This window comes from Enterobacter cloacae complex sp. SYL001 (assembly GCF_049237025.1).
GTDB lineage: Bacteria > Pseudomonadota > Gammaproteobacteria > Enterobacterales > Enterobacteriaceae > Enterobacter > Enterobacter intestinihominis.
This window is the reverse complement of sequence record NZ_JBMKJI010000016.1, coordinates 1-23,704: the sequence shown is the minus strand read 5'-3', so window position 1 is coordinate 23,704 and position 23,704 is coordinate 1. Positions and strand designations below refer to the sequence as shown.

Annotated in this window: 15 protein-coding genes; 7 read left to right on the top strand and 8 right to left on the bottom strand. The window is 55.4% G+C overall.

Annotated elements, in window-relative coordinates; translation table 11 throughout:
• Window positions 1–160: 160 nt before the first annotated feature.
• Window positions 161–1,456: a SulP family inorganic anion transporter gene (locus tag ACOTZP_RS14925; protein WP_252066101.1), complete on the top strand. Its 1,296-nt coding sequence runs from the start codon at window positions 161–163 to the stop codon at window positions 1,454–1,456.
• On the opposite strand, the gene mgtE is transcribed toward ACOTZP_RS14925, so the two are convergent.
• The 6 genes from mgtE to ACOTZP_RS14895 all read right to left on the bottom strand — a co-directional run bounded on the left by mgtE (window position 1,419) and on the right by ACOTZP_RS14895 (window position 8,757).
• Entirely contained in the window at window positions 1,419–2,855 is a 1,437-nt protein-coding gene (gene mgtE, locus ACOTZP_RS14920) for a magnesium transporter (protein ID WP_421633745.1), read from the bottom strand. The genes ACOTZP_RS14925 and mgtE overlap by 38 nt on opposite strands.
• 140 nt (window positions 2,856–2,995) lie before the next feature.
• Window positions 2,996–4,639, bottom strand: a complete 1,644-nt coding sequence (locus ACOTZP_RS14915; RefSeq protein WP_046619099.1) for a multidrug ABC transporter permease/ATP-binding protein — start codon at window positions 4,637–4,639, stop codon at window positions 2,996–2,998.
• 76 nt (window positions 4,640–4,715) lie between these two features.
• Entirely contained in the window at window positions 4,716–5,366 is a 651-nt protein-coding gene (alkB, locus tag ACOTZP_RS14910) for a DNA oxidative demethylase AlkB (RefSeq protein WP_063150346.1), read from the bottom strand.
• Window positions 5,366–6,424, bottom strand: a complete 1,059-nt coding sequence (gene ada / locus ACOTZP_RS14905) for a bifunctional DNA-binding transcriptional regulator/O6-methylguanine-DNA methyltransferase Ada (protein WP_023300604.1) — start codon at window positions 6,422–6,424, stop codon at window positions 5,366–5,368. The genes alkB and ada overlap by 1 nt, the downstream gene beginning before the upstream one ends.
• 72 nt (window positions 6,425–6,496) lie before the next feature.
• Entirely contained in the window at window positions 6,497–7,552 is a 1,056-nt protein-coding gene (apbE, locus tag ACOTZP_RS14900; RefSeq protein ID WP_045620899.1) for an FAD:protein FMN transferase ApbE, read from the bottom strand.
• Between the two features lie 113 nt (window positions 7,553–7,665).
• A complete protein-coding gene (locus ACOTZP_RS14895; RefSeq protein WP_023306624.1) occupies window positions 7,666–8,757 on the bottom strand; it encodes a porin OmpC in 1,092 nt (363 codons plus the stop codon).
• A 745-nt stretch (window positions 8,758–9,502) separates the two neighbouring features.
• Here ACOTZP_RS14895 and rcsD point away from each other — a divergent pair.
• Together rcsD and rcsB are read left to right on the top strand one after the other, a co-directional pair.
• A complete protein-coding gene (gene rcsD, locus ACOTZP_RS14890; RefSeq protein ID WP_023300606.1) occupies window positions 9,503–12,175 on the top strand; it encodes a phosphotransferase RcsD in 2,673 nt (890 codons plus the stop codon).
• 16 nt (window positions 12,176–12,191) lie between these two features.
• A complete protein-coding gene (rcsB, locus tag ACOTZP_RS14885; protein WP_003859405.1) occupies window positions 12,192–12,842 on the top strand; it encodes a response regulator transcription factor RcsB in 651 nt (216 codons plus the stop codon).
• Between the two features lie 111 nt (window positions 12,843–12,953).
• Here rcsB and rcsC read toward each other — a convergent pair whose 3' ends face one another.
• A complete protein-coding gene (gene rcsC, locus ACOTZP_RS14880) occupies window positions 12,954–15,800 on the bottom strand; it encodes a two-component system sensor histidine kinase RcsC (protein ID WP_023300607.1) in 2,847 nt (948 codons plus the stop codon).
• A gap of 134 nt (window positions 15,801–15,934) precedes the next feature.
• Entirely contained in the window at window positions 15,935–18,571 is a 2,637-nt protein-coding gene (gene gyrA / locus ACOTZP_RS14875) for a DNA topoisomerase (ATP-hydrolyzing) subunit A (RefSeq protein WP_023300608.1), read from the bottom strand.
• Between the two features lie 146 nt (window positions 18,572–18,717).
• Here gyrA and ubiG point away from each other — a divergent pair, with 146 nt between their 5' ends.
• The 4 genes from ubiG (at window position 18,718) to yfaE (ending at window position 23,574) form a co-directional block, all read left to right on the top strand.
• On the top strand, window positions 18,718–19,446 hold the full coding sequence (gene ubiG, locus ACOTZP_RS14870) for a bifunctional 2-polyprenyl-6-hydroxyphenol methylase/3-demethylubiquinol 3-O-methyltransferase UbiG (protein ID WP_006811346.1): 729 nt from the start codon (window positions 18,718–18,720) through the stop codon (window positions 19,444–19,446).
• Window positions 19,447–19,795: 349 nt separating this feature from the next.
• A complete protein-coding gene (gene nrdA, locus ACOTZP_RS14865; protein ID WP_023300610.1) occupies window positions 19,796–22,081 on the top strand; it encodes a class 1a ribonucleoside-diphosphate reductase subunit alpha in 2,286 nt (761 codons plus the stop codon).
• Between the two features lie 108 nt (window positions 22,082–22,189).
• Complete coding sequence (gene nrdB / locus ACOTZP_RS14860) at window positions 22,190–23,320, top strand: class Ia ribonucleoside-diphosphate reductase subunit beta (RefSeq protein ID WP_022648802.1); 1,131 nt, start codon at window positions 22,190–22,192, stop codon at window positions 23,318–23,320.
• Window positions 23,320–23,574: a class I ribonucleotide reductase maintenance protein YfaE gene (gene yfaE, locus ACOTZP_RS14855; protein WP_003859419.1), complete on the top strand. Its 255-nt coding sequence runs from the start codon at window positions 23,320–23,322 to the stop codon at window positions 23,572–23,574. The genes nrdB and yfaE overlap by 1 nt, the downstream gene beginning before the upstream one ends.
• Window positions 23,575–23,704 lie beyond the last annotated feature (130 nt).

Here is a 23,704-nt window from a genome sequence, read left to right as displayed (position 1 = left end):
GATGCGTAGAAATTACAGGTGAAACACGCTGCGGTGGCACGGTAGCAACTTTTAAATATTGTTTAAAGGTTACGAAATTATTGTAATTGTGAAATTTAATGATGGATTGTTTGTAGGGTTTTGGCATACAGGCTGGCACCCGACGATTTTCCTGGCTATGATGCTGCACTTTGTGATCGCGCGCACGGAAGCCTGCCCCTACCAGCGAATTGTTATGTCATTACCTCACTCGTCTGTACCCCAAGAAGGCCATGTCGCCACCGTTTTACGTTCGCCTCAACGTCTGATGCGCGAAACCCTGGCCGGCGTGATTACCGCGCTGGCGCTGATCCCGGAAGTGATTTCGTTTTCCGTGGTCGCGGGCGTGGATCCGAAAGTGAGCCTTATCGCCTCCGTGGTGCTCTGTTTCGCCCTTTCCCTGCTCGGCGGGCGTCCGGCCATGGTGACGGCGGCGGCCGGTTCCGTCGCGCTGGTGATTGGCCCGATGGTCCATCAACACGGCGTACAGTACATTCTGCCCGCGGTGGTGATGGCTGGCGTGATTCAGATCCTGTTCGGCGCGCTGGGAATGGCGCGGCTGATGCGCTTTATTCCCCAGTCGGTGATGACCGGGTTTGTTAACGCCCTTGGCATTTTGATTTTCTTTGCCCAGGTGCCCCATTTCTGGAGCCGAAGCCCGCTGATAGTGGGCCTGTTCGTGCTGACGCTGCTGATTGTGCTGTGGGTGCCACGCTATATCAAAAGCGTGCCCTCCCCGCTGATTGCCATTGTGCTGCTGACTTTGTTCACCGTCACCAGCGGGCAAATCCTGCCAACGGTAGGGGATGAAGGCTCCATGAGCGGCGGTTTGCCGGGCTTTACGCAACTGCTGGTGCCGCTTAATCTGGAAACCCTGAGCATTATCTGGCCGTGCGCGCTAAGTATCGCTTTTGTTGGCCTGCTGGAATCCTTGCTGACGGCAAAACTGGTGGATGAACTGACCGTTACCCCTTCAAGCAAGCGCCGCGAGAGCATCGGTCTGGGCGTGGGGAATATTATGGCCGGGTTCTACGGCGGCATTGCGGGCTGCGCGATGATTGGGCAGACCATCGTTAACGTGGAGATGGGGAAAGGCAGAAGCCGTGTCTCCACCCTTGCGGCGGGTATCGTACTGCTTGTGCTGGTTACGGCGCTCAGCGAGGTGATGGCCAAAATCCCGATGGCGGTACTGGCGGGTATTATGGCCATTGTGGCCGTCAAGACCTTTAGCTGGCATAGCGTTCAGCCCGGAACGCTGAAAAACGCGCCGGTGGCTGAAACCGTCGTGATGCTGGTGACGGTTGTGGCAACGGTTTCCACCGGCAACCTGGCGATTGGCGTGCTGGGCGGGATTGTGATGATGTTCATCCTCCCTGCCCGACTTAAGCAAAAAGCGCTGGCTACAGAAGAAAAATCGTCGCCAGTCCAAGAAAAATAAAGAAACCGCCGGTATCGGTAATGGCGGTGATCATCACGCTCGACCCCACCGCGGGGTCGCGCCCCAGCCGGGTCATCGTCAATGGGATAATCACGCCCATCATCGCCGCCACCAGCAGGTTCAGCACCATCGCCAGCATCATGACCCCGCCCAGCGCCATATCATCGTACAGCCACCAGGTAATGCCGCCCATGATGCCGCCCCAGACCAGGCCGTTAATCAGCGCGACGCCCATCTCCCTGAAAATCAGCCACGAAAAATTACCCGGCTGAATGTTTTCCAGCGCCAGGGCGCGAACGATCATGGTGATAGTCTGGTTGCCGGTGTTCCCGCCGATCCCCGCCACAATCGGCATCAACGACGCCAGGGCCACCAGCTGGGAAATGGTATGTTCGAAGCCGTCAATAACGCGGGACGCCACGAACGCGGTGCATAAATTGATGGCGAGCCACGCCCAGCGGGTTTTGACGGCCTTGCCGACGGAGGCATGAACATCGTCTTCGGCACTGATACCGCCAAGGGCACGCAGGTCGTTATCGGTCTCTTCATAGACCACGTCAACGATCTCATCAATGGTCAGACGCCCCATCAGCTTGCCCACCGAATCCACCACCGCCGCGCTCACCAGGTCATCACGTTCGAAGGTACGCGCGGCTTTTTCGGCATCGTCTTCCGGCGAGAAGACCATCGGCTCGGTTTCCATGACCTCACTTACCCGCTGCTGGGTGCTGTTCAGCAGGATCGTTTTCAGCTCCAGCTCCCCGAGCAGGGTTTTATCCCGCGAGGTGACGAACAGTTTATCGGTGTTGTCCGGCATACTGCCCAGGCGACGAAGATAGCGCTGCACCGTACCCAGGGTGACGTCCGGACGCACGGTGATGACGCCAAACTCCATGATCGCGCCGACGCTGTTTTTCTCGTAGTGCATCACCTGACGCACGCGCGCCCGCTCCTCGGCAGCCAGGGAAGCCAGCAGGCGTCCGGTCAGGTTGCGCGGAAGATGCTGAACGAGGTAAATCTGCTCATCGATATCCAGCGTTTGCAGGGCGTCAAGAATGTCCCGATCGCTCATCTCATCGATAAGGTCATCCCAGACGTTTTCCGAGGCTTCAAGCAGCACCTGACCGCGCTCATGATCCTGCACCAGCCGCCACAGGGCGTGGCGCTCCTCGGAAGGCAATGCCTCCAGGGTGTCCGCCAGATCCGGAGGTGGTAAATGTGCAACCAGCGCACCTACCTCAGCAATATCGTCGGCCAGCGTGCCGACATCATATTGCTCAGCCAGGGTTAGCTTACCCAATAACGTTGACGTGACCGCTTTATCGGTCGTCAGGAGCCAGATGAGCCGCGCACGCTCCTGGTCACGCTGCCTGGCGCTGTTTTTCTTTAATACCGACATCAATCATAAATCCATTAAATGAGTTGGCGTTAAGCATAGCGCGGGGATATGTAAATAAGAATAAACGGCGGGTCGGGATGGAGAAAAAAACGGCATATATGAAAAATGAGTGTGCCGGGGGCCACCCGGCACAATTGCAATCAGGCCGTGCGCGCCACCGCGTCCCGTGACGCCGCATCGCGCTCATCGCCGGTCAGCTCGCTCAGTTTGCCGTCGCGCATCTCCAGCAGACGGTCGGCGTGAATGAAGTAGTGATCGTCATGGCTGATGGCAAAAATGGTTTTCCCCATCGCCTGCATCAGCGGCAGCAGGACCTGATAAAACTCGCGACGGAAGTGCGGGTCCTGATCGGCGGCCCATTCATCCAGCAGGATGATGTCGCGCTCTTCGGCCAGCGCCAGCAGCAGCGCCACGCGCTTCTTCTGCCCTTTCGACAGCTTGAGATTCAGGATTTTGCCATCCTGAAGCTCCAGCTTGTGCGACATTTGCAGGTGCGCAAGCCACTTCTCCACCAGCGCCGGATCCGCCTGCTGCCCTTCCGGGCCCAGCAGCCGGTCGAACAGCCAGACGTCGGTAAATACCGCCGAAAAGAGCTTGCGGTAGTCCTCCGGTTTCTCCGCGCTCAGCGCTTTGCCATCAAGCAAAATTTCGCCTGACTGCGGCTGATAGAGGCCCGTCAGCAGCATCGCCAGCGTGGATTTGCCGCTGCCGTTACCGCCGATCAGGAACAGCAGTTCGCCGCGGTGAATGGTCAGATTTATCGGCCCCACGGAGAAGGCGTTATCCTGATAGCGGAAGGTCACGTTACGCAGCTCAAGCGTTTGCCAGTTCGGAAAGGCCTGCGGGCGCGGGAACTCAGACTTAAACGGCGCAAGGTCGAACTTCTTCAGCTTGTTGAAGGCCACCTGTGCGCTCAGCAGCGTCGGTAGTGCGCCAACGGCCGACAGCAGCGGCGTGCGTAAAAACAGCAGCGTCAGGGAGTACGTTGCCGCCACGTTGGTATCCGCCCACCCCAGGCTGTTCGCCATCCAGAACACCAGGCCAATGGCACCCAGCATCATGATGTTGGACCAGTTCACGGCGCTCAGGTGGAACGTATCGGCGCGAATAATGTGATGACGATATTCGTGCGCATCCGGGATATAGAGATGGTTGAAGATATGTTCGGCGCGCTCGCGGTTCAGCGTCAGCTCTTTGCGCCCTTCCAGCACTGTCTGATAATCGTTATAGAGCTTGTCTTCCGTTTCGCGCAGCACCGCCATGTGCTTATAGACGCGTGATACCAGCAGGAACCCGCCCCAGATGGTAATAACAATCCACAGCGCCGTTACCGCCAGCATTTTGCTGGAGAGCCAGGCGAGATAGGCTGCCGAGCCAAAGGTCAGGATGATCCCCTGCACCAGCTCCGGCAGGCGCACAAAGGCGATGGTAATGGCGCGCACATCGCTGGTCAGCCCCGCCAGCAGAGAAGCACTTCCCAGCTGTTCGATGCGTTCCACTTGAGTATCAAGGATCCGTTTGATGAACTCGCTGCGCAGACGGAAAACGAAGTGGTGGCCGAGCGCGGTCAGCGCCAGCTGTGACCCGAGCGTGACTGCCATCAGCAGCAGCAGTAAACCCAGAAATTCCGGCAGGACGGAGAGTGACGTGTCGACCATTTCGATCAAACGCACGTTAATGAAGGCAATCAGGCCGATCCCCAGCGCCGCGCTGGCAAGGCTTAGCGCCATCACCGCGATAAAAGGCCAGCGATACTGCCGCCAGACAAGAAGAAGTAGTTGCATGCAGAGCAATCCGGACAAGAAAAATCAGCCAGCAGTGTAAACTGCCTTTCACACACATCAAGAATAATTCTTATTTTTATTCTCTGTACGCTGCCTGGCGGAACGTGAGGTTGTAGCGAAACGCCCCCGCCACCGGGTGATCGCCTGGTTTAAGTGGCTGAATACCGTGATAAAAAAGCCGTGATTCACCGCCCCAGACCACCACATCGCCATGCTCCAGCATCAGCCGTTTGAGCGGGTCGTTGCGCCGCAGGCCGCCAAACTGAAAGACAGCGGGCAGCCCAAGGGATACCGAGACAATCGGCGCGCGCAGGTCAGGCTCGTCCTTATCCTGATGCAGGGAGAGCTTTGCCCCGACGGCATAGCGGTTGATCAGACAGGCATCGGGACGAAAATCAGGATAGCCGGCCGCGACGGCGGCATCGTGACACAGCGCCTGAAACGCCTCCGGCATCGGCGGCCACGGCCTATCCGTCAGCGGGTCGTTCGCGGCATATACATAGCCCCGCTCATTCGTCGCCCATCCCAGTTCGCCGCAGTTGGTCATCGCCACGGACATGGTATACCCGCCCGGCGTGACCATATGGCGAAACGGCGAACGGGCGGTGACGGTATCAATACCGTCGAACAGCGCCGCCGCGCGGGAAAGCGCAAAACGTCTCAGGATCGTCGCCCCCGGCGCGAGCGGCTCCTGCCAGGGTTCAGCATCAGCAAAAAGATCGAGCATTATCCCTCCGGGTTGTTCGCCTCACGTTTCAACAATAGCACCTTACGCGCTGCGCCCCAGCGATAACCCGACAGCGCACCGTCGTTACGCACCACGCGGTGACAGGGGATAACTATCGCCAGTTTGTTGGCTCCGCAGGCCCCCGCCACGGCACGTACGGCATTGGGTTTACCAATGGCCTTCGCCACCTGCTGATAGCTCGCCGTTTCACCGCAGGGGATAGCCCGCAGCGCCTGCCAGACCTGCTGCTGGAAAGCGGTACCCCGGATATCCAGCGGTAACGTCAACGGCGTCGCGCGGCTGTCGACAGAGGCAATCACCTGACGAACACGCCCGGCAAATGCGCCTTCCATCGGTTCGCGGACGGCAAGCGGAAACAGTGACAGCAGCTCAGCCGTCAGCCCGGCGTCGTCATCACCCAGCAGTATTGCGCAGATCCCGCGCTCGCTTTCCGCCACCAGACAGTGGCCCAGCGAGCAGTCGCTGATGGCATAGCGGACCGCAGCCTCTCCGTTACGGTACTGTTTCGCCGTCATGCCCAGCGCGCCGTTGGCTTTACGGTAGTAGCTGCTGCCGTCCGGGAAGCCAGCGGCCAGTACGGCGTCGGTGATTTTACCGCCCTGTGCAAGCAGGCTACGCAGGCGTTGTTCACGCGCAGCCTGCTGCCATGCTTTCGGCGTCATGCCGGTGACGGATTTAAACAAGCGGTGGAAATGGAACGGACTCATGCCAACCTGCTGCGCCAGGGCCTCCAGGTTCAGCGCTGCATCCTGCTCAAGCAGTCGGCAGGCCAGCGCAACGTTGGCCTTTTTCTGCGCCATAGGGTCGACCTGGTCCGGCCTACAGCGCTTACAGGGGCGGAAACCCGCCTGCGCGGCCTGGTGAGCATCAGGATAAAAGCAGACATTTTTACGCAGCGCGTGGCGGGCACGGCAGGACGGACGACAATAAATGCCGGTCGTCTGCACGGCAAAGACAAACTGGTTATCCGCACGCGGATCGCGGGCCAGAACAGCCTGCCAGCGATCCTCATCGGTAAGATAGGTTGTGTTTTTCATCATCGGCTCCTCTTACAAGCATACGCTCAGCTTGCCTGAACGCCATCGAACAAAAACCCGCAACCTTGCTTTTTAATTTTTTTCGCTCACCAGGAAGCTGTTGAACTGCGGTGAACTCCAGGTTTTAAACCCGTCAGCCTCTTTGGTGATCATATAAACGGCCAGCCCTTCCTGACGCACCACCTCTTTGGCCTTCTCCGTGCCGAGCACCATCAATCCGGTATCCCAGGCGTCGGCTTCCAGCGCAGTTGGCGCTATCACCGTCACGGACACCAGGTTGTGGGTAATCGGGCGTCCGGTTTGCGGATCAATCACATGCGAGATACGTTTGCCATCCAGCTCGTAATAGTTGCGGTAGCTTCCGGAGGTGCTGATACCATGCCCGTTGATGTCGACAATCGCCTGCACCGCGTTCTGCTGATCGGTTGGTTTTTGGATGGCCACTCGCCACGGCCTGCCGCTGGCGTTCATGCCCCGGCTGACGAGCGCGCCCCCGACGGAAACCAGATAACGGGGAATACCTTCCTGCGCCATCAGGGCCGCGAGATGATCCGCAGCATACCCCTCGCCTACCGTGGAGAGATCCACAAACAGGTCGGGAATGTCTTTTTGCAGGTATTGCTGACCGTACTGGGAGATCACCGCCAGATGCTGTAACCCTGTACGCGCGCGGGCGTCGTCAATGGCGGCTTGATCGGGTGTGGTCACCGGCTGCTTGTTGGGGCCAAATCCCCACAGGTTCACCAGCGGCCCAACGGTCACATCCATTGCGCCGTTGGTTTTGTAGCCCACGCGCATGGCTTCCGTGACGATATCGGCCATTGCTTCGCTCACCGGCCACAGCGAGGTGCTGCTGGAGCGATTGAAACGCATCAGCGCTGAGTCATTTTTATAGGTAGAGAGTAACTGATCGTCGGCATCCAGCTGCGCCTGAATTTTACCGCGTAGTTCTTCAGCGCGGGATTTATCGATATTCATCACGCTGACGCGCCAGAAGGTCCCCATGGTTTTCCCTTCCAGCACCGTCGCGGCGGGTGCGTCGATTTTTGCGGGCTGTGTAGAAGAGTCACACGCGGTCAGGAGTAAAAAAGTCGCCAGAACGCTGGCGCGTAAAAAAGTCATATCCATTGGTTATTATCCTCATGCCAGGGCGGCAAGAGTACACTAAAACAGCGTATTTGAAGACCCTAAAAAAGCATGAAAAAAGGGGCCTGATGGCCCCTTTGTTGCAGTATGAGCAATTAGAACTGGTAAACCAGACCCAGCGCGACGATATCGTCAGTACCGATACCTGTCTGACGGGTGAAGTCATTTTCATCCAGCAGGTTGATTTTGTAATCAACATAGGTGGACATGTTTTTGTTGAAGTAGTAAGTCGCACCCACGTCAACATACTTCAGGATATCCTGATCGCCATAGTTTTCGATGTCTTTACCTTTAGACTGCAGGTAAGCCACGGATGGACGCAGGCCGAAGTCGAACTGATACTGAGCAACCACTTCGAAGTTCTGCGCTTTGTTAGCCCAGCCCTGATCGCCAACGCGGGTCGCGTTGTAAGTCTGAGTATACTGTGCAGCCAGGTAGATGTTGTTCGCGTCGTATTTCAGACCACCGGTGTAGGTCTCTGCGCGATCGCCTTCACCGTAGTAGCCCGCAGCGTTCTGGTCAGCAGTACGTTTAGAACTGGTGACTGCCGTACCGAGTGCGAAGCCTTCGCCCAGATCGTAAGTCAGAGAGCCGCCGTAGCCGTCACCGTTCTGACGCAGCGCGTCACGACCGTTGTTGGTCTGGCCTTCGCCGCTTGGGCTGCCGTTTTTACCCTGGTACTGCAACGCGAAGTTCAGACCATCAACCAGACCGAAGAAGTCCTGGTTACGGTAGGTCGCGAAGCCGTTACCACGCTGCTGCATGAAGTTGTCAGAACCGTAGGTATCGCCGCCGAACTCCGGCAGAACGTCGGTCCAGGAAGTCACATCGTAAACAACGCCGTAGTTACGACCGTAGTCGAATGAACCCGCATCAGCGAATTTCAGACCTGCGAACGCCACACGCGTCCATGAGTTGTTTTCGTTCTCACCAGAGTTACCCTGGATCTGGTATTCCCACTGGCCGTAACCGGTCAGCTGGTCGTTAACCTGAGTTTCGCCTTTGAAGCCCAGACGCATGTAGGTCTGGTCGCCGTCTGCACTGTCGTCATCAGAGAAATAGTGCAGGCCATCCACTTTACCGTACAGATCTAATTTGTTGCCGTCTTTGTTATAAATTTCAGCCGCATTTGCTGCGCCTGCCACCAGCAGAGCTGGTACCAGGAGGGACAGTACTTTAACTTTCATTTTATTAACCCTCTGTTATATGCCTTATTATTTACCACTGCTTACTGGTCAACCCTCTTAACCAGTCGGCAAGTTCATTCTCCTCAAAAATGCAGAATAATCCAACAGGAATATGATACGAAAACTTTGAAGATGTTTCACTTTACCATCAAGATGTTTCAATCTGTAAATTTCAAGGAACTTTCACAAAGCATCAAAAGTTTAAAAATATAGCACGGATAATCAAAACAAAAATATATCCTATAAAATTCAAAAGACTAACTTAAAAAAGAGTACAGCACTGAATGACAAAAAAATTCCCGTCAACACCACTAAAATAACCCTCGCTATCATCATTAACTTTATTTATTACCGTCATTCAGTTCTGAATGTCTGTTTATCCCTAATTGAACCGGATGCTCCGCATTCGGTTTTTTTTTACCTTTCTTTACGTCAACAGACATTTTATGTGCTACCCGTCTGTAATGATAACGACTATTAACTAAATCCATCGCCCGGCGTTTACAGATTTTCCTTTTCACTTTCAAAATTAATTTCTTGTTAATTCGTGCTATTTTACTGCCGTTGTAACAGCATATTTGTACATTTCACTGGGTTTTGTACATCTTTCACACGGATGACGTTGAAGCGGGTTGCGACAGATAAAAAGTCAAGGTCATACCGATAACGACGCTGGAAATTCAGTTATTACCCTTTATACTGCCCTATCCCATTACCGCGCGGCCATTACGGGTTAAACACATCGATGAGTCAGACTGAAACTACCGCCCCGAGCAAATTTTCCCTTCTACCGGGCAGCATCACCCGTTTCTTTCTTCTGTTGATCGTTGTGCTGTTAGTCACAATGGGAGTGATGGTTCAGAGCGCCGTGAATACCTGGCTTAAAGATAAAAGCTATCAAATTGTCGATATCACCCATGCGGTGCATAAGCGCATTGATACGTGGCGCTACGCGACCTGGCAAATCTACGACAATATCGCCGCCGCACCTGCCACCTCATCAGGCGAAGGGTTGCAGGAAACGCGCCTTAAGCAGGATGTGTATTACCTTGAAAAACCGCAGCGTAAGACGGAAGCCCTGATTTTCGGCTCGCATGACAGCGCAACGCTTGAGATGACGCAGCGTATCTCCTCCTATCTGGACACCCTGTGGGGCGCCGAAACCGTACCGTGGTCCATGTATTACCTGAACGGTCAGGACAACAGCATGATCCTGATCTCGACCCTGCCGCTTAAGGATCTCTCGTCGGGCTTCAAAGAGACCACCGTTGGCAGCATTGTCGATTCCCGTCGGGCAGAAATGCTGCAACAGGCCAACGCGCTGGACGAGCGCGAAAGTTTCTCGTCATTACGCCGTCTTGCCTGGCAGAATGGCCACTACTTTACGCTGCGAACCACCTTTAACCAGCCGGGCCATCTGGCGACCGTGGTTGCCTTCGATCTGCCAATTAACGATCTTATCCCGCCGGATATGCCGCTGGACAGTTTCCGACTGGAGCCAGACAACAGCACCCAAAATATGCGCACGCCGTCGGATAAAGAAGGCCCGGACAGCGTAGCGATCTCCTTTAATGGCTCGAAGATTGAGATTGCCTCATCGCTCAACTCAACCGGTATGCGGCTGGTGTGGCAGGTGCCTTTTGGCACCCTGATGCTTGATACCCTGCAAAACATTATGCTGCCGCTGCTGTTGAATATCGGCCTGCTGGCGCTGGCGCTGTTTGGCTACAGCACCTTCCGTTTCCAGTCGGGCCGCCAGAGCGACTCGACGTCGGTATCAGCCGGGACCAGCAACGAGTTGCGTGTTCTTCGTGCCCTGAATGAAGAGATTATTTCCGTGCTGCCGCTTGGGGTGCTTGTTCACGATCAGGAGGCAAACCGGACGGTGATGAGCAACAAAATTGCCGATCACCTTCTGCCGCATCTTAACCTGCAAAATATTACGGCCATGGCGGACCAGCATCAGGGCGTCATTCAGGCCACCATTAATAATGAACTGTATGAGATCCGTCAGTTCCGCAGTCAGGTCGCCTCGCGCACGCAAATCTTCATCATCCGCGATCAGGATCGCGAAGTGCTGGTGAATAAAAAGCTCAAGCAGGCGCAAAGGCTGTATGAGAAAAACCAGCATGGCCGCGCGGCGTTTATGCAAAACATTGGCGATGCCTTTAAACAGCCGCTGAAGTCACTCGCCACGCAGATTGCTGATTTAAGCACGCCGGAAAGCCGACAGCTTAGCAGCCAGGCCGACTCGCTGGTTCGTCTGGTGGACGAAATCCAGCTTGCGAACATGCTGGAGAATGACATCTGGAAGGGCACCCCTACGCTCTTCTCCATCCAGGATCTGATTGATGAGGTGGTTCCGGAAGTCCTGCCGGTGATCAAGCGCAAAGGGCTCCAGCTGCTGATCAACAACCATTTACCGGCCAACGACGAGCGTCACGGCGATCGCGATGCCCTGCGTCGCATCCTGATGATGTTGATTCAGTATGCCGTCACCACGACACAGATCGGCAAGATCACCCTTGAAGTCAGCACCGATGAGTCCACCGACGATCGTCTGACGTTCCGTATTCTGGATACGGGCGAAGGCGTCACCGTGAGCGAAATCGATAACCTGCACTTCCCGTTCCTGAACGATACCCAGCGCGACCACTACGGTAAGGCGAATGCCCTCACCTTCTGGCTCTGCGATCAGCTGGCGCGTAAGCTGGGCGGTCATCTGAACATTAAGGCGCGCGAATCCCTCGGCACCCGCTACTCCTTGCATGTTAAAATGGCGGCGAATCCTCAGGAAGAGGATGAAGAGCGTCTGCTGGATGATGTGGTGGTGATGGTGGACGTGACCTCCAGTGAGATCCGTAATATCGTCGTTCGTCAGCTGGAAAACTGGGGCGCGTCCTGCATTACCCCGGACGAAAGGCTCGCGAGTCAAGAATTTGATCTATTTTTAACTGATAATCCGTCTAATCTTACTGCCTCCGGCTTGCTTTTAAGCGATGATGAGCCAGGCGTGCGGAAAATCGGCCCTGGGCAGCTGCGCGTCAACTTTAATATGAGCAATGCAATGCAGGAAGCTGTATTACAACTGATTGAAGAGAATCTGGCGCAGGAAGAGATCCTGGAGTCACCGTTAGGCGGCGATGAAAATGCCGAACTCCATGCCAGCGGATATTATTCGCTCTTCGTTGATACAGTACCAGATGATGTTAAGCGGTTGTATACTGAGTCCGCTGCGCAGGATTTTGCAGCGCTGGCACAGACAGCACACCGGCTTAAAGGGGTGTTTGCCATGCTTAATCTGGTTCCCGGCAAGCAGTTATGTGAAACGCTGGAACATCTAATTCGTGAGAAAGATGCCTCTGGCATTGAAAAATACATCAGCGACATTGACGCTTACGTCAAGAGCTTGCTGTAGCAAGGTAGCCTTATACATGAACAATATGAACGTAATTATTGCCGATGACCATCCGATTGTACTGTTCGGTATTCGCAAATCACTTGAACAGATCGAGTGGGTGAATGTAGTCGGTGAATTTGAAGATTCCACAGCCCTTATTAACAACCTGCCTAAACTTGATGCGCACGTGCTCATTACCGATCTCTCCATGCCTGGGGATAAATACGGTGATGGGATTACGCTCATCAAATACATTAAACGCCACTTCCCGGACATTTCGATCATTGTTCTGACCATGAACAATAACCCGGCGATCCTGAGCGCCGTTCTGGATCTTGATATTGAAGGGATTGTGCTGAAACAAGGCGCACCTACCGATCTGCCTAAAGCGCTGGCGGCGCTACAGAAAGGGAAGAAATTCACGCCTGAGAGCGTCTCACGCCTGCTTGAAAAAATCAGCGCAGGTGGCTATGGCGACAAGCGTCTCTCGCCTAAAGAGAGTGAAGTTCTGCGTCTGTTCGCTGAAGGTTTCCTGGTTACTGAAATCGCCAAGAAGCTGAACCGCAGTATCAAAACCATCAGTAGCCAGAAAAAATCCGCGATGATGAAGCTGGGTGTGGATAACGATATCGCCCTGCTGAACTATCTCTCTTCCGTGACGCTGAGCGCAACGGACAAAGATTGATCGTCGCTGTCTACGCCGGGTGACCCTCGCGGTTACCCGGTCTAAAGACCCCGTAGGCCCGCGCAAGCGCAGTGCCGTCGGACACATAAAAAAGGCCCTTTCGGGCCTTTTTTATTGTCTTGCTTTTCGCACCCGCTCCGCATACACGGATAGCGTCTGCTTCAGTACATCCAGCGTGACCGGCTTCGACAGACAGCTGTCCATTCCCGACTCCAGACAGCGCTGCTTCTCCTCCGCCAGTGCGTTGGCTGTCACCCCCACCACCGGCAGCGTCAGCCCCAGCTGTCGGATACGCTGCGTCAGACGATAGCCGTCCATGTTAGGCATGTTCACATCGCTGAGCACAATATCAATATGATTCTTACTTAAGACATTCAGGGCATCCACGCCATCATTGGCCGTTTTACACTGATAGCCCAGAGAGCCAAGCTGGTCTGCGAGCAGACGACGGTTAATCGGATGATCGTCGACGACCAGAATCATCATATCGTCATTCACCGATGCCAGCTCATCAGGGGAAGCCAGCACGGTAGCGCCATCGCTGTCCTCAAGCTGTACGCTGTAAATACGCGCCAGCAAGCCCAACATCTCGTGCGGTGTCGCCACGCTGTGCACCCATACCCCGGGCGAACGCTCAATCGGAATACCGATATGACGGCGGCAGAACATCACCACGCCCCGCCCCGCCCACGCCTTGTCTGGCTCAACGTCAGTAATCAGCATGTCATCTGCGTCCGGCGTCTGGCCTTCATAGCGTGAGACCCGCACGCCGCTGCTGGTCAGCATCGAGGTCAGGAAATCATGTAAGGAGGCGTTGTGCACCGCCAGCCAGCAGTGCTTTTCGCTCAGCCCGTCGACCGTGGTTTTCACTGGATAGTGTGCCGAGTAGAGCGGGATACGGATGGTGAACTGGCTGCCCATACCCGGCTCGGTATCGACGGAGATATCCCCGTCCATCATGCTGATAAGCTTCTCGCAAATCGCCAGACCCAGCCCGGTCCCCTGGAAATTACGCTGGACGCCCGTCCCCACCTGGAAGAACGGATCGAACAGGCGAACGACCTCTTTCGCCGGAATGCCAACACCCGTGTCGCGTACGCGAATAGTCAGGTACTCCCCTGCCCGGCAGACATGCAGCACAATACAGCCGATATCGGTGAATTTGATGGCGTTGCTTAGCAGGTTCGAGATGACCTGTTGCAGACGCATCGGATCGCCATGCAGCGTCAGCGGCACATCCGGCTCGATAAAGCAGTACAGCCCCAGCTGTTTGCGCACCACCAGCGGCAGATAGTTGGCGCTGATATGGTTCATCACCTCGCGCGGGGAGAACTCACGCGGTTCTATTTTCAACTGCTCGGATTCAATTTTAGAGAAGTCGAGAATATCGCTGATAATTTTCAGCAGCAGGCTGGACGAGTTGTTCATCGCCGTCACCAGGCGGTCGACCCCTTTCGGCAGCTCTTTGGTCTGGAGAAGATCGAGGTTACCGATAATGCCGTACAGCGGCGTACGCAGCTCATGGCTGACGGTCGCGAGGAACATCGATTTCGACTGGCTGGCCTGCTCCGCCGCCTGCGCCATATCCTGCAATGACTCTTCCATCTTAACGCGCGCGGAGACGTCCACCAGCACGCAAATCGCCACGTTTTCATTGCGGTAGCGCGAATGGACGAAGCTGATTTGCAGGTTGGTGTGCGTGCTGGTCAGCACATCCACAAAGTTAACCTGTTGCCCACAGATGATCTGCGTTAACCGCTGGCGGTCTTCATGCGTGAGCATGTTCAGGTAGTTATGGGCAAGCTCGTTACTGAGGATATTTGTCCCGTCCTGAGTACGCAGGATACAGATCCCTACCGGCGCCGAGGCGACAATCTTACGGTTAAACTGCTCGTGCTCCTCCAGACGCTGAGCATCCGCTTCCGCCGGAATAAAGATCCGCCGCTCATACATTCTCGCCAGCATAAACAGCGCAACCCCTACCGCGATGTTCAACAAAATGGCGTTAAGGATCAGGATGCGAATGCGCTCCAGCACCTTGTCCACCGGCAGCGAATAGACAATGCTCAGCGATGATGGCGGCAAACTTTTCTTCAGCACCAGCTCGCGGAACCCGGAGGTATAGCCAAACCATGACCGCTCCTGCATCCAGCTGGGCTCCACCTTCAGGCGGTTTTCAGGCCCGGTAAGGGAGATGAGTGGGTGGCCGTTCTCATCCAGAATGGTCACGCCCATCGGCAGACTGCCCGGCGTGAAGAAGTTTTCCATGCGGATGGTTTGTTCAATCCCCAGCAGCGCTTGCAGACGGTTTCCGAGGTAAACCGGAGTCAGGGCATAGAAATAGCCGACGCCCATGCGCGGCCCCTGGCTTATCCAGAAGATGTTGTTCCCGCGCTCTTCCTGAGGCGCATTGCGGTATTTCACTATCCGCTCATGCAGGCTTTTCAGCGCGTCTTCGCGTTCGACGGGCATATCCCGCAGACCGAAGTCCGCCATGCAAAGATTTTCGTTGCCAATCAGGTAGACGCGGTTTAGATCGTAAGCGGCCGAAAAATTATCGCGCCAGTAGCGCATAAACCATGACAGGGACTCCAGTGAGCCACGCCAGGCTTTGCCCATCGCGGAACAATCGGAGTCCGGGAAGAGCGGTTCGAAATCAGGTACTTCGGTTTTTTCATCCCGACCGCGGAGGGCAAGAATGCCGTTCTCCGCCGTCAGTCGATTCTCAGCGATATACTTAAGCTCTTTCATCACATCAGACGTGCGCTGGATATAGCGCTGGGCCTGATCCGAGCTTAAGTTAAACTCCTGGCGGATCTCCGCTTCTTTCTGGTGTAACGCGTTAACGATGTAAAACACCGAGAGCAGTGCCACCAGCAACCATAGCAGTAGCGCAAGCGCCCGAAACAGATAGCGAGAGACTTTTAACGTGGTACGAAAGGAGACGAGGTATTTCAAAGGGGCGAGGCTCCGCCATCGGGGAAAAAAGAATGTGGTTAAGGTAGCGGTAAACGCGGCTTGTCGCAACGTTCACTTGTCTGCTTGCGCTAAACAAAAGGGCCGGAAACCGGCCCTTTATGCGTCAGGAGACGTTACTCGTCAGCGTCATCCGCTGCTTCATCATCGGTGTCCGCTTCCGGGACGATTTCATCATCCCCTTCCGCGACGCTGCCGTCGATAGAGTCGAGCTCTTCGTCATCCACCGGCTCAGCAACGCGTTGCAGACCGACGACGTTTTCATCTTCCGCAGTACGGATGAGGATAACGCCCTGGGTGTTACGACCCACCACGCTGATCTCTGACACGCGGGTACGCACCAGCGTACCGGCATCGGTGATCATCATGATCTGGTCCGCGTCGTCCACCTGTACCGCGCCAACAACGGAACCGTTGCGCTCGGTCACTTTGATGGAGATAACGCCCTGCGTGCCGCGAGACTTGGTCGGGTATTCGCTTTCCGCCGTACGTTTACCGTAGCCGTTCTGGGTGACGGTCAGGATTGCGCCTTCGCCACGCGGAACGATCAGGGAAACCACGCTGTCTTCACCCGCCAGCTTGATACCACGCACGCCGGTCGCCGTACGACCCATTGCGCGCACGGCGTTCTCTTTAAAGCGCACCACTTTACCGGCCGCAGAGAACAGCATCACTTCATCGGAACCAGAGGTCAGATCCACGCCGATCAGCTCGTCGCCTTCGTTCAGGTTCACCGCGATGATCCCGGCGGAACGTGGACGGCTGAATTCGGTCAGCGCGGTTTTCTTCACGGTACCGCTCGCGGTTGCCATAAAGACGTTCACGCCCTCTTCGTACTCGCGTACCGGCAGAATGGCGGTGATACGTTCGTTCGCTTCCAGCGGCAGCAGGTTAACGATAGGTCGACCCCGCGCGCCACGGCTCGCTTCCGGTAGCTGATAGACTTTCATCCAGTACAGACGGCCCCGGCTGGAGAAGCAGAGGATCGTGTCGTGGGTATTGGCCACCAGCAGACGGTCAATGAAGTCTTCTTCTTTAATACGCGCCGCAGATTTACCTTTACCGCCACGACGCTGTGCTTCGTAGTCGGTCAACGGCTGATACTTCACGTAACCCTGGTGAGACAGCGTCACGACCACGTCTTCGCGGTTGATCAGATCTTCAATGTTGATATCGGAGCTGTTGGCCGTGATTTCGGTGCGACGCTCGTCGCCGAACTGATCGCGAACCAGCTCCAGCTCTTCACGGATCACTTCCATCAGGCGCTCTGCGCTACCCAGGATATGCAGCAGCTCGGCAATCTGCTCCAGCAGCTCTTTGTACTCGTCGAGCAGTTTTTCATGCTCAAGGCCGGTCAGTTTCTGCAAACGCAGATCCAGAATCGCCTGGGCCTGCTGTTCAGTCAGATAGTACTGACCGTCACGCACGCCGAATTCCGGCTCCAGCCACTCAGGACGCGCAGCATCATCGCCGGCACGTTCCAGCATCGCCGCCACGTTGCCCAGATCCCATGGACGCGCAACCAGCGACGCCTTCGCTTCTGCCGGCGTCGGCGCACGGCGAATCAGCTCGATGATCGGGTCGATGTTCGCCAGCGCAACGGCCAGTGCTTCAAGGATATGGGCACGATCGCGCGCTTTGCGCAGTTCAAAGATGGTACGGCGAGTCACCACTTCACGGCGGTGACGCACAAACGCGCTCAGGATCTCTTTCAGGTTCATGATCTTCGGCTGGCCATGGTGCAGCGCAACCATGTTGATACCGAAGGAGACCTGAAGCTGAGTCTGGGAGTAAAGATTGTTCAGCACAACTTCACCCACCGCGTCGCGCTTGATTTCAATCACGATGCGCATACCGTCTTTGTCAGACTCGTCGCGCAGCGCGCTGATGCCTTCAACGCGTTTTTCTTTTACCAGCTCGGCGATTTTTTCAATCAGACGCGCTTTGTTCACCTGATACGGGATCTCGTGAACAATAATGGTTTCACGGCCGGTTTTGGCGTCCGCTTCCACTTCGGCGCGGGCACGGATGTAAATCTTGCCGCGACCGGTACGGTACGCTTCTTCAATACCGCGACGGCCGTTGATGATTGCCGCCGTCGGGAAGTCCGGGCCCGGGATGTGTTCCATCAGCCCTTCAATGCTGATGTCTTCATCGTCGATGTAGGCCAGGCAGCCGTTAATCACTTCCGTGATGTTGTGCGGCGGAATGTTGGTTGCCATACCCACTGCGATACCGGACGAACCGTTCACCAGCAGGTTTGGGATCTTCGTTGGCATAACGTCAGGAATTTTTTCCGTGCCGTCGTAGTTATCAACGAAATCAACCGTCTCTTTTTCCAGGTCAGCCATCAGCTCATGGGCAATCTTCGCCAGACGGATTTCCGTATAACGCATTGCCGCGGCGGAGTCGCCGTCGATAGAACCAAAGTTACCCTGACCATCTACCAGCATGTAACGCAGCGAGAAAGGCTGCGCCATACGGACAATGGTGTCGTACACCGCGGAATCACCATGGGGATGGTATTTACCGATTACGTCACCAACGACACGGGCAGATTTTTTGTAGGCTTTATTCCAGTCATTGCCCAATACGTTCATGGCGTATAGTACGCGACGGTGTACCGGCTTAAGGCCATCGCGGACGTCCGGCAGCGCACGGCCAACAATGACCGACATCGCATAGTCCAGATAGGAGCTTTTCAGCTCTTCCTCGATGTTAACCGGTGTAATTTCTCTCGCAAGGTCGCTCATCTAACCGCTATCCCTCTACTGTATCCCGGATTCAAAGGTCGCAAATTATAACACAGCCGCGGTGATACAGGTAAACCTATACGCTTTATTCACAGGGATTGCCTGATATACTCATTTGTCTTGCTAAATAAGGAGTAAAAGCGCCCATGAATGCCGAAAAATCCCCGGTGGCTCACAACGTTGACCACGAAGAGATTGCCAAATTTGAAGCGGTGGCGTCCCGCTGGTGGGATCTCGAAGGTGAGTTCAAACCTCTGCATCGTATTAACCCGCTACGTCTGGGCTATATCGCGGAGCGTTCCGGCGGCCTGTTCGGTAAGAAAGTGCTCGACGTCGGCTGCGGCGGCGGCATCCTGGCGGAAAGCATGGCGCGCGAAGGGGCCACCGTCACCGGTCTGGACATGGGCTTCGAACCTCTACAGGTTGCGCGTCTTCATGCGCTGGAGTCCGGCGTACAGGTAGAATATGTCCAGGAAACCGTGGAAGAGCACGCGGCTAAACATGCGCACCAGTATGACGTGGTGACCTGCATGGAGATGCTGGAGCACGTTCCCGATCCGCAGTCGGTCGTCAGCGCCTGTGCAAAACTGGTGAAACCGGGTGGACAGGTCTTCTTCTCGACCATCAACCGCAACGGCAAAGCCTGGCTGATGGCCGTGGTAGGCGCGGAATATGTGCTGCGCATGGTGCCGAAAGGGACGCACGACGTGAAGAAGTTCATCAAGCCTGCCGAACTGCTGGGCTGGGTTGACCAGACATGGCTTAAGGAGCAGCACATGACGGGTCTGCACTACAATCCTCTGACGGATAAATTCAAACTTGCCCCGGGCGTGGATGTTAACTATATGTTGCACACAACCGCCAAAAACGACTAACGTCATTCGTTATTCTTATAAAGATTGCGCGACATCATGTTGCGCAATTCTGACCTCCCGTTGAAGAAATCAGCACTCGATCAAATTTTGAATTTTTTTTCTGGAATATTGACATCTCTTCCAGGCCTTACGGTACGAGGACTTAGCCTTTTTTACCCTTTCACAACCTCAATTTAACGTCAAAATCAACCCTTGTGCTGAAAAGATTCGATACTAGAATACTCACCATATAGCGTTCTTCTTATCGCAAAACCCCTATATGTAGTATTTATCCACAGAGTTAGTCACAAGGCGGTTCTGTGGATAAGCGGGGGATATTTTTTTATTTCACGGACAGGTAAAAACCCACATGAATCAGAGTCTGCTGGTGACAAAGCGCGACGGTACTACCGAGCGTATCAATCTGGACAAAATCCATCGAGTTCTCGACTGGGCAGCAGAAGGACTGAACAACGTATCTATATCCCAGGTCGAACTGCGTTCTCACATTCAGTTCTACGACGGCATCAAAACGTCTGATATCCACGAAACCATTATCAAAGCAGCGGCAGATCTGATCTCCCGCGACGCACCGGATTATCAGTACCTCGCTGCGCGTCTGGCGATTTTCCACCTGCGTAAGAAAGCCTACGGCCAGTTCGAGCCGCCGAAGCTTTACGATCACGTAGTGAAAATGGTTGAGCTGGGCAAATACGACACGCATCTGCTGGAAGACTATACGGAAGAAGAGTTCGAGCAGATGAACGGGTTTATCGATCACTGGCGCGACATGAACTTCTCCTACGCGGCGGTGAAGCAGCTCGAAGGCAAATACCTGGTTCAGAACCGTGTGACGGGCGAAATCTACGAGAGCGCCCAGTTCCTCTATATTCTGGTGGCCGCCTGCCTGTTCTCTAATTATCCACGTGAAACCCGTCTGGACTACGTGAAGCGTTTCTACGATGCGGTCTCTACGTTCAAGATTTCTCTGCCTACGCCAATCATGTCTGGCGTGCGTACCCCTACCCGTCAGTTCAGCTCCTGCGTACTGATCGAGTGTGGTGACAGCCTGGATTCCATCAACGCGACCTCCAGCGCCATCGTGAAATACGTCTCCCAGCGTGCTGGTATCGGCATCAACGCTGGTCGTATCCGTGCGCTGGGCAGCCCGATCCGCGGCGGTGAAGCGTTCCACACCGGCTGTATCCCGTTTTACAAGCACTTCCAGACGGCAGTAAAATCCTGCTCTCAGGGCGGCGTGCGCGGTGGCGCTGCGACCCTGTTCTACCCAATGTGGCACCTGGAAGTGGAAAGCCTGCTGGTTCTGAAGAACAACCGCGGCGTGGAAGGCAACCGCGTGCGTCACATGGACTACGGCGTGCAGATCAACAAGCTGATGTACACCCGCCTGCTGAAAGGTGAAGATATCACCCTGTTCAGCCCATCCGACGTCCCGGGTCTGTACGACGCGTTCTTCGCCGATCAGGACGAATTCGAGCGTCTGTACACCAAATACGAAAAAGACGACAGCATCCGCAAGCAGCGCGTGAAGGCGGTCGATCTGTTCTCCCTGATGATGCAGGAACGTGCCTCTACCGGCCGTATCTACATCCAGAACGTTGACCACTGCAACACCCACAGCCCGTTCGATCCGGTGGTTGCGCCAGTGCGCCAGTCCAACCTGTGCCTGGAGATCGCCCTGCCGACCAAACCGCTGGACGATGTGAACGATGAAAACGGTGAAATCGCCCTGTGTACGCTCTCTGCGTTCAACCTGGGTGCGATTAAGAGCCTGGACGAGCTGGAAGAGCTGGCCGTGCTGGCGGTTCGTGCGCTCGACGCCCTGCTGGACTACCAGGATTACCCAATCCCGGCGGCAAAACGCGGCGCAATGGGCCGTCGCACTTTAGGTATCGGCGTGATCAACTTCGCCTACTGGCTGGCGAAAAACGGCAAGCGTTACTCCGACGGCAGCGCCAACAATCTGACGCACCAGACGTTCGAAGCCATTCAGTACTACCTGATGAAAGCCTCCAACGAGCTGGCGAAAGAGCAAGGCGCGTGCCCGTGGTTCAACGAAACTACCTACGCAAAAGGCATTCTGCCGATCGATACCTACAAAAAAGACCTGGATGCGATCGTCAGCGAGCCGCTGCACCTCGACTGGGAAGGCCTGCGCGAGTCCATTAAAACTCACGGCCTGCGTAACTCCACGCTCTCTGCCCTGATGCCGTCCGAGACCTCTTCGCAAATCTCCAACGCCACCAACGGTATTGAGCCACCGCGCGGCCATGTCAGCATCAAAGCGTCGAAAGACGGCGTGCTGCGTCAGGTGGTACCGGATTACGAAACGCTGGGCAACAACTACGAGCTGCTGTGGGAAATGCCAAACAACGACGGCTACCTGCAACTGGTGGGTATCATGCAGAAGTTTATCGACCAGTCGATCTCTGCCAATACCAACTACGACCCGACGCGCTTCCCGTCAGGCAAGGTTCCGATGCAGCAACTGCTGAAAGATCTGCTCACCGCCTACAAATTTGGCGTGAAAACGCTGTACTATCACAACACCCGTGATGGTGCGGAAGACGCCCAGGACGACCTGGCGCCGTCAATTCAGGACGATGGCTGCGAAAGCGGCGCATGTAAGATCTAATAAATTCCCTCACCCTAACCCTCTCCCACAGGGAGAGGGAACTCTTTCCCCCTCTCCCTGTGGGAGAGGGCCGGGGTGAGGGGAAATAACACCACAGGACTCACCGCAATGGCATATACCACCTTTTCACAGACGAAAAACGACCAGCTCAAAGAGCCGATGTTCTTCGGCCAGCCGGTCAACGTGGCACGCTACGATCAGCAAAAATATGACATCTTCGAAAAGCTGATTGAAAAGCAACTCTCTTTCTTCTGGCGTCCGGAAGAAGTTGACGTTTCCCGCGACCGTATCGATTTCCAGGCGCTGCCGGAACACGAAAAGCACATCTTCCTCAGCAACCTGAAATACCAGACGCTGCTGGACTCCATTCAGGGTCGTAGTCCGAACGTGGCGCTGCTACCGCTGATCTCGATTCCTGAGCTGGAAACCTGGGTTGAGACCTGGGCGTTCTCCGAGACGATCCACTCCCGCTCTTACACCCACATCATCCGCAACATCGTGAACGATCCGGCGGTGGTGTTTGATGATATCGTCACCAACGAACAGATCCAGAAGCGCGCCGAAGGCATTGCACACTACTATGACGAACTGATCGAGATGACCAGCTACTGGCATCTGCTGGGCGAAGGTACGCACAACGTGAACGGTAAAACCGTCACCGTAAACCTGCGGACCCTGAAAAAACAGCTCTATCTGTGCCTGATGAGCGTCAACGCCCTGGAAGCAATCCGCTTCTACGTGAGCTTCGCCTGCTCCTTCGCGTTTGCCGAGCGCAAACTGATGGAAGGCAACGCCAAAATTATCCGTCTGATTGCCCGTGACGAAGCCCTGCACCTGACCGGGACTCAGCATATGCTGAACCTGCTGCGCAGCGGTGCAGACGATCCGGAGATGGCGGAAATTGCGGAAGAGTGCAAACAGGAATGCTACGACCTGTTCGTGCTGGCGGCCCAGCAGGAGAAAGAGTGGGCAGACTACCTGTTCCGCGACGGCTCCATGATTGGCCTGAACAAAGACATTCTGTGCCAGTACGTTGAGTACATCACCAATATCCGCATGCAGGCCGTCGGTCTCGACCTGCCGTTCCAGACGCGCTCTAACCCAATCCCGTGGATCAACACCTGGCTGGTGTCCGATAACGTGCAGGTCGCGCCGCAGGAAGTGGAAGTGAGTTCTTACCTGGTCGGTCAGATTGATTCTGAAGTCAACACCGACGACCTGAGCGATTTCCAGCTCTGATGAGCCGCGTAACGCTGAGCCTTTCGGGTACAGAGGTGTTGTGCCAGGAAGAGCACCCTTCTCTGCTGGTGGCGCTTGAAGCACATCAGGTAGAAGTCGAGTACCAGTGTCGTGAAGGCTACTGCGGCTCCTGCCGCTGCCGTCTGGTCGCAGGCCAGGTAGACTGGCTGACCGAACCGCTGGCCTTTATCAGTGAAGGGGAAATTTTGCCCTGCTGCTGCCGGGCAAAAGGCGATATAGAGATCGAGATGTGATGTTGTCCTTATCCCCTCTCCCGGTGGGCTGAGGGTTCCCCACAAATTAATGCGAGCACTGAGCAATCCCCTCGCCCCTCCGGGGAGAGGGTTAGGGTGAGGGGAACATACGGCGGTGGTGGTCATTCCG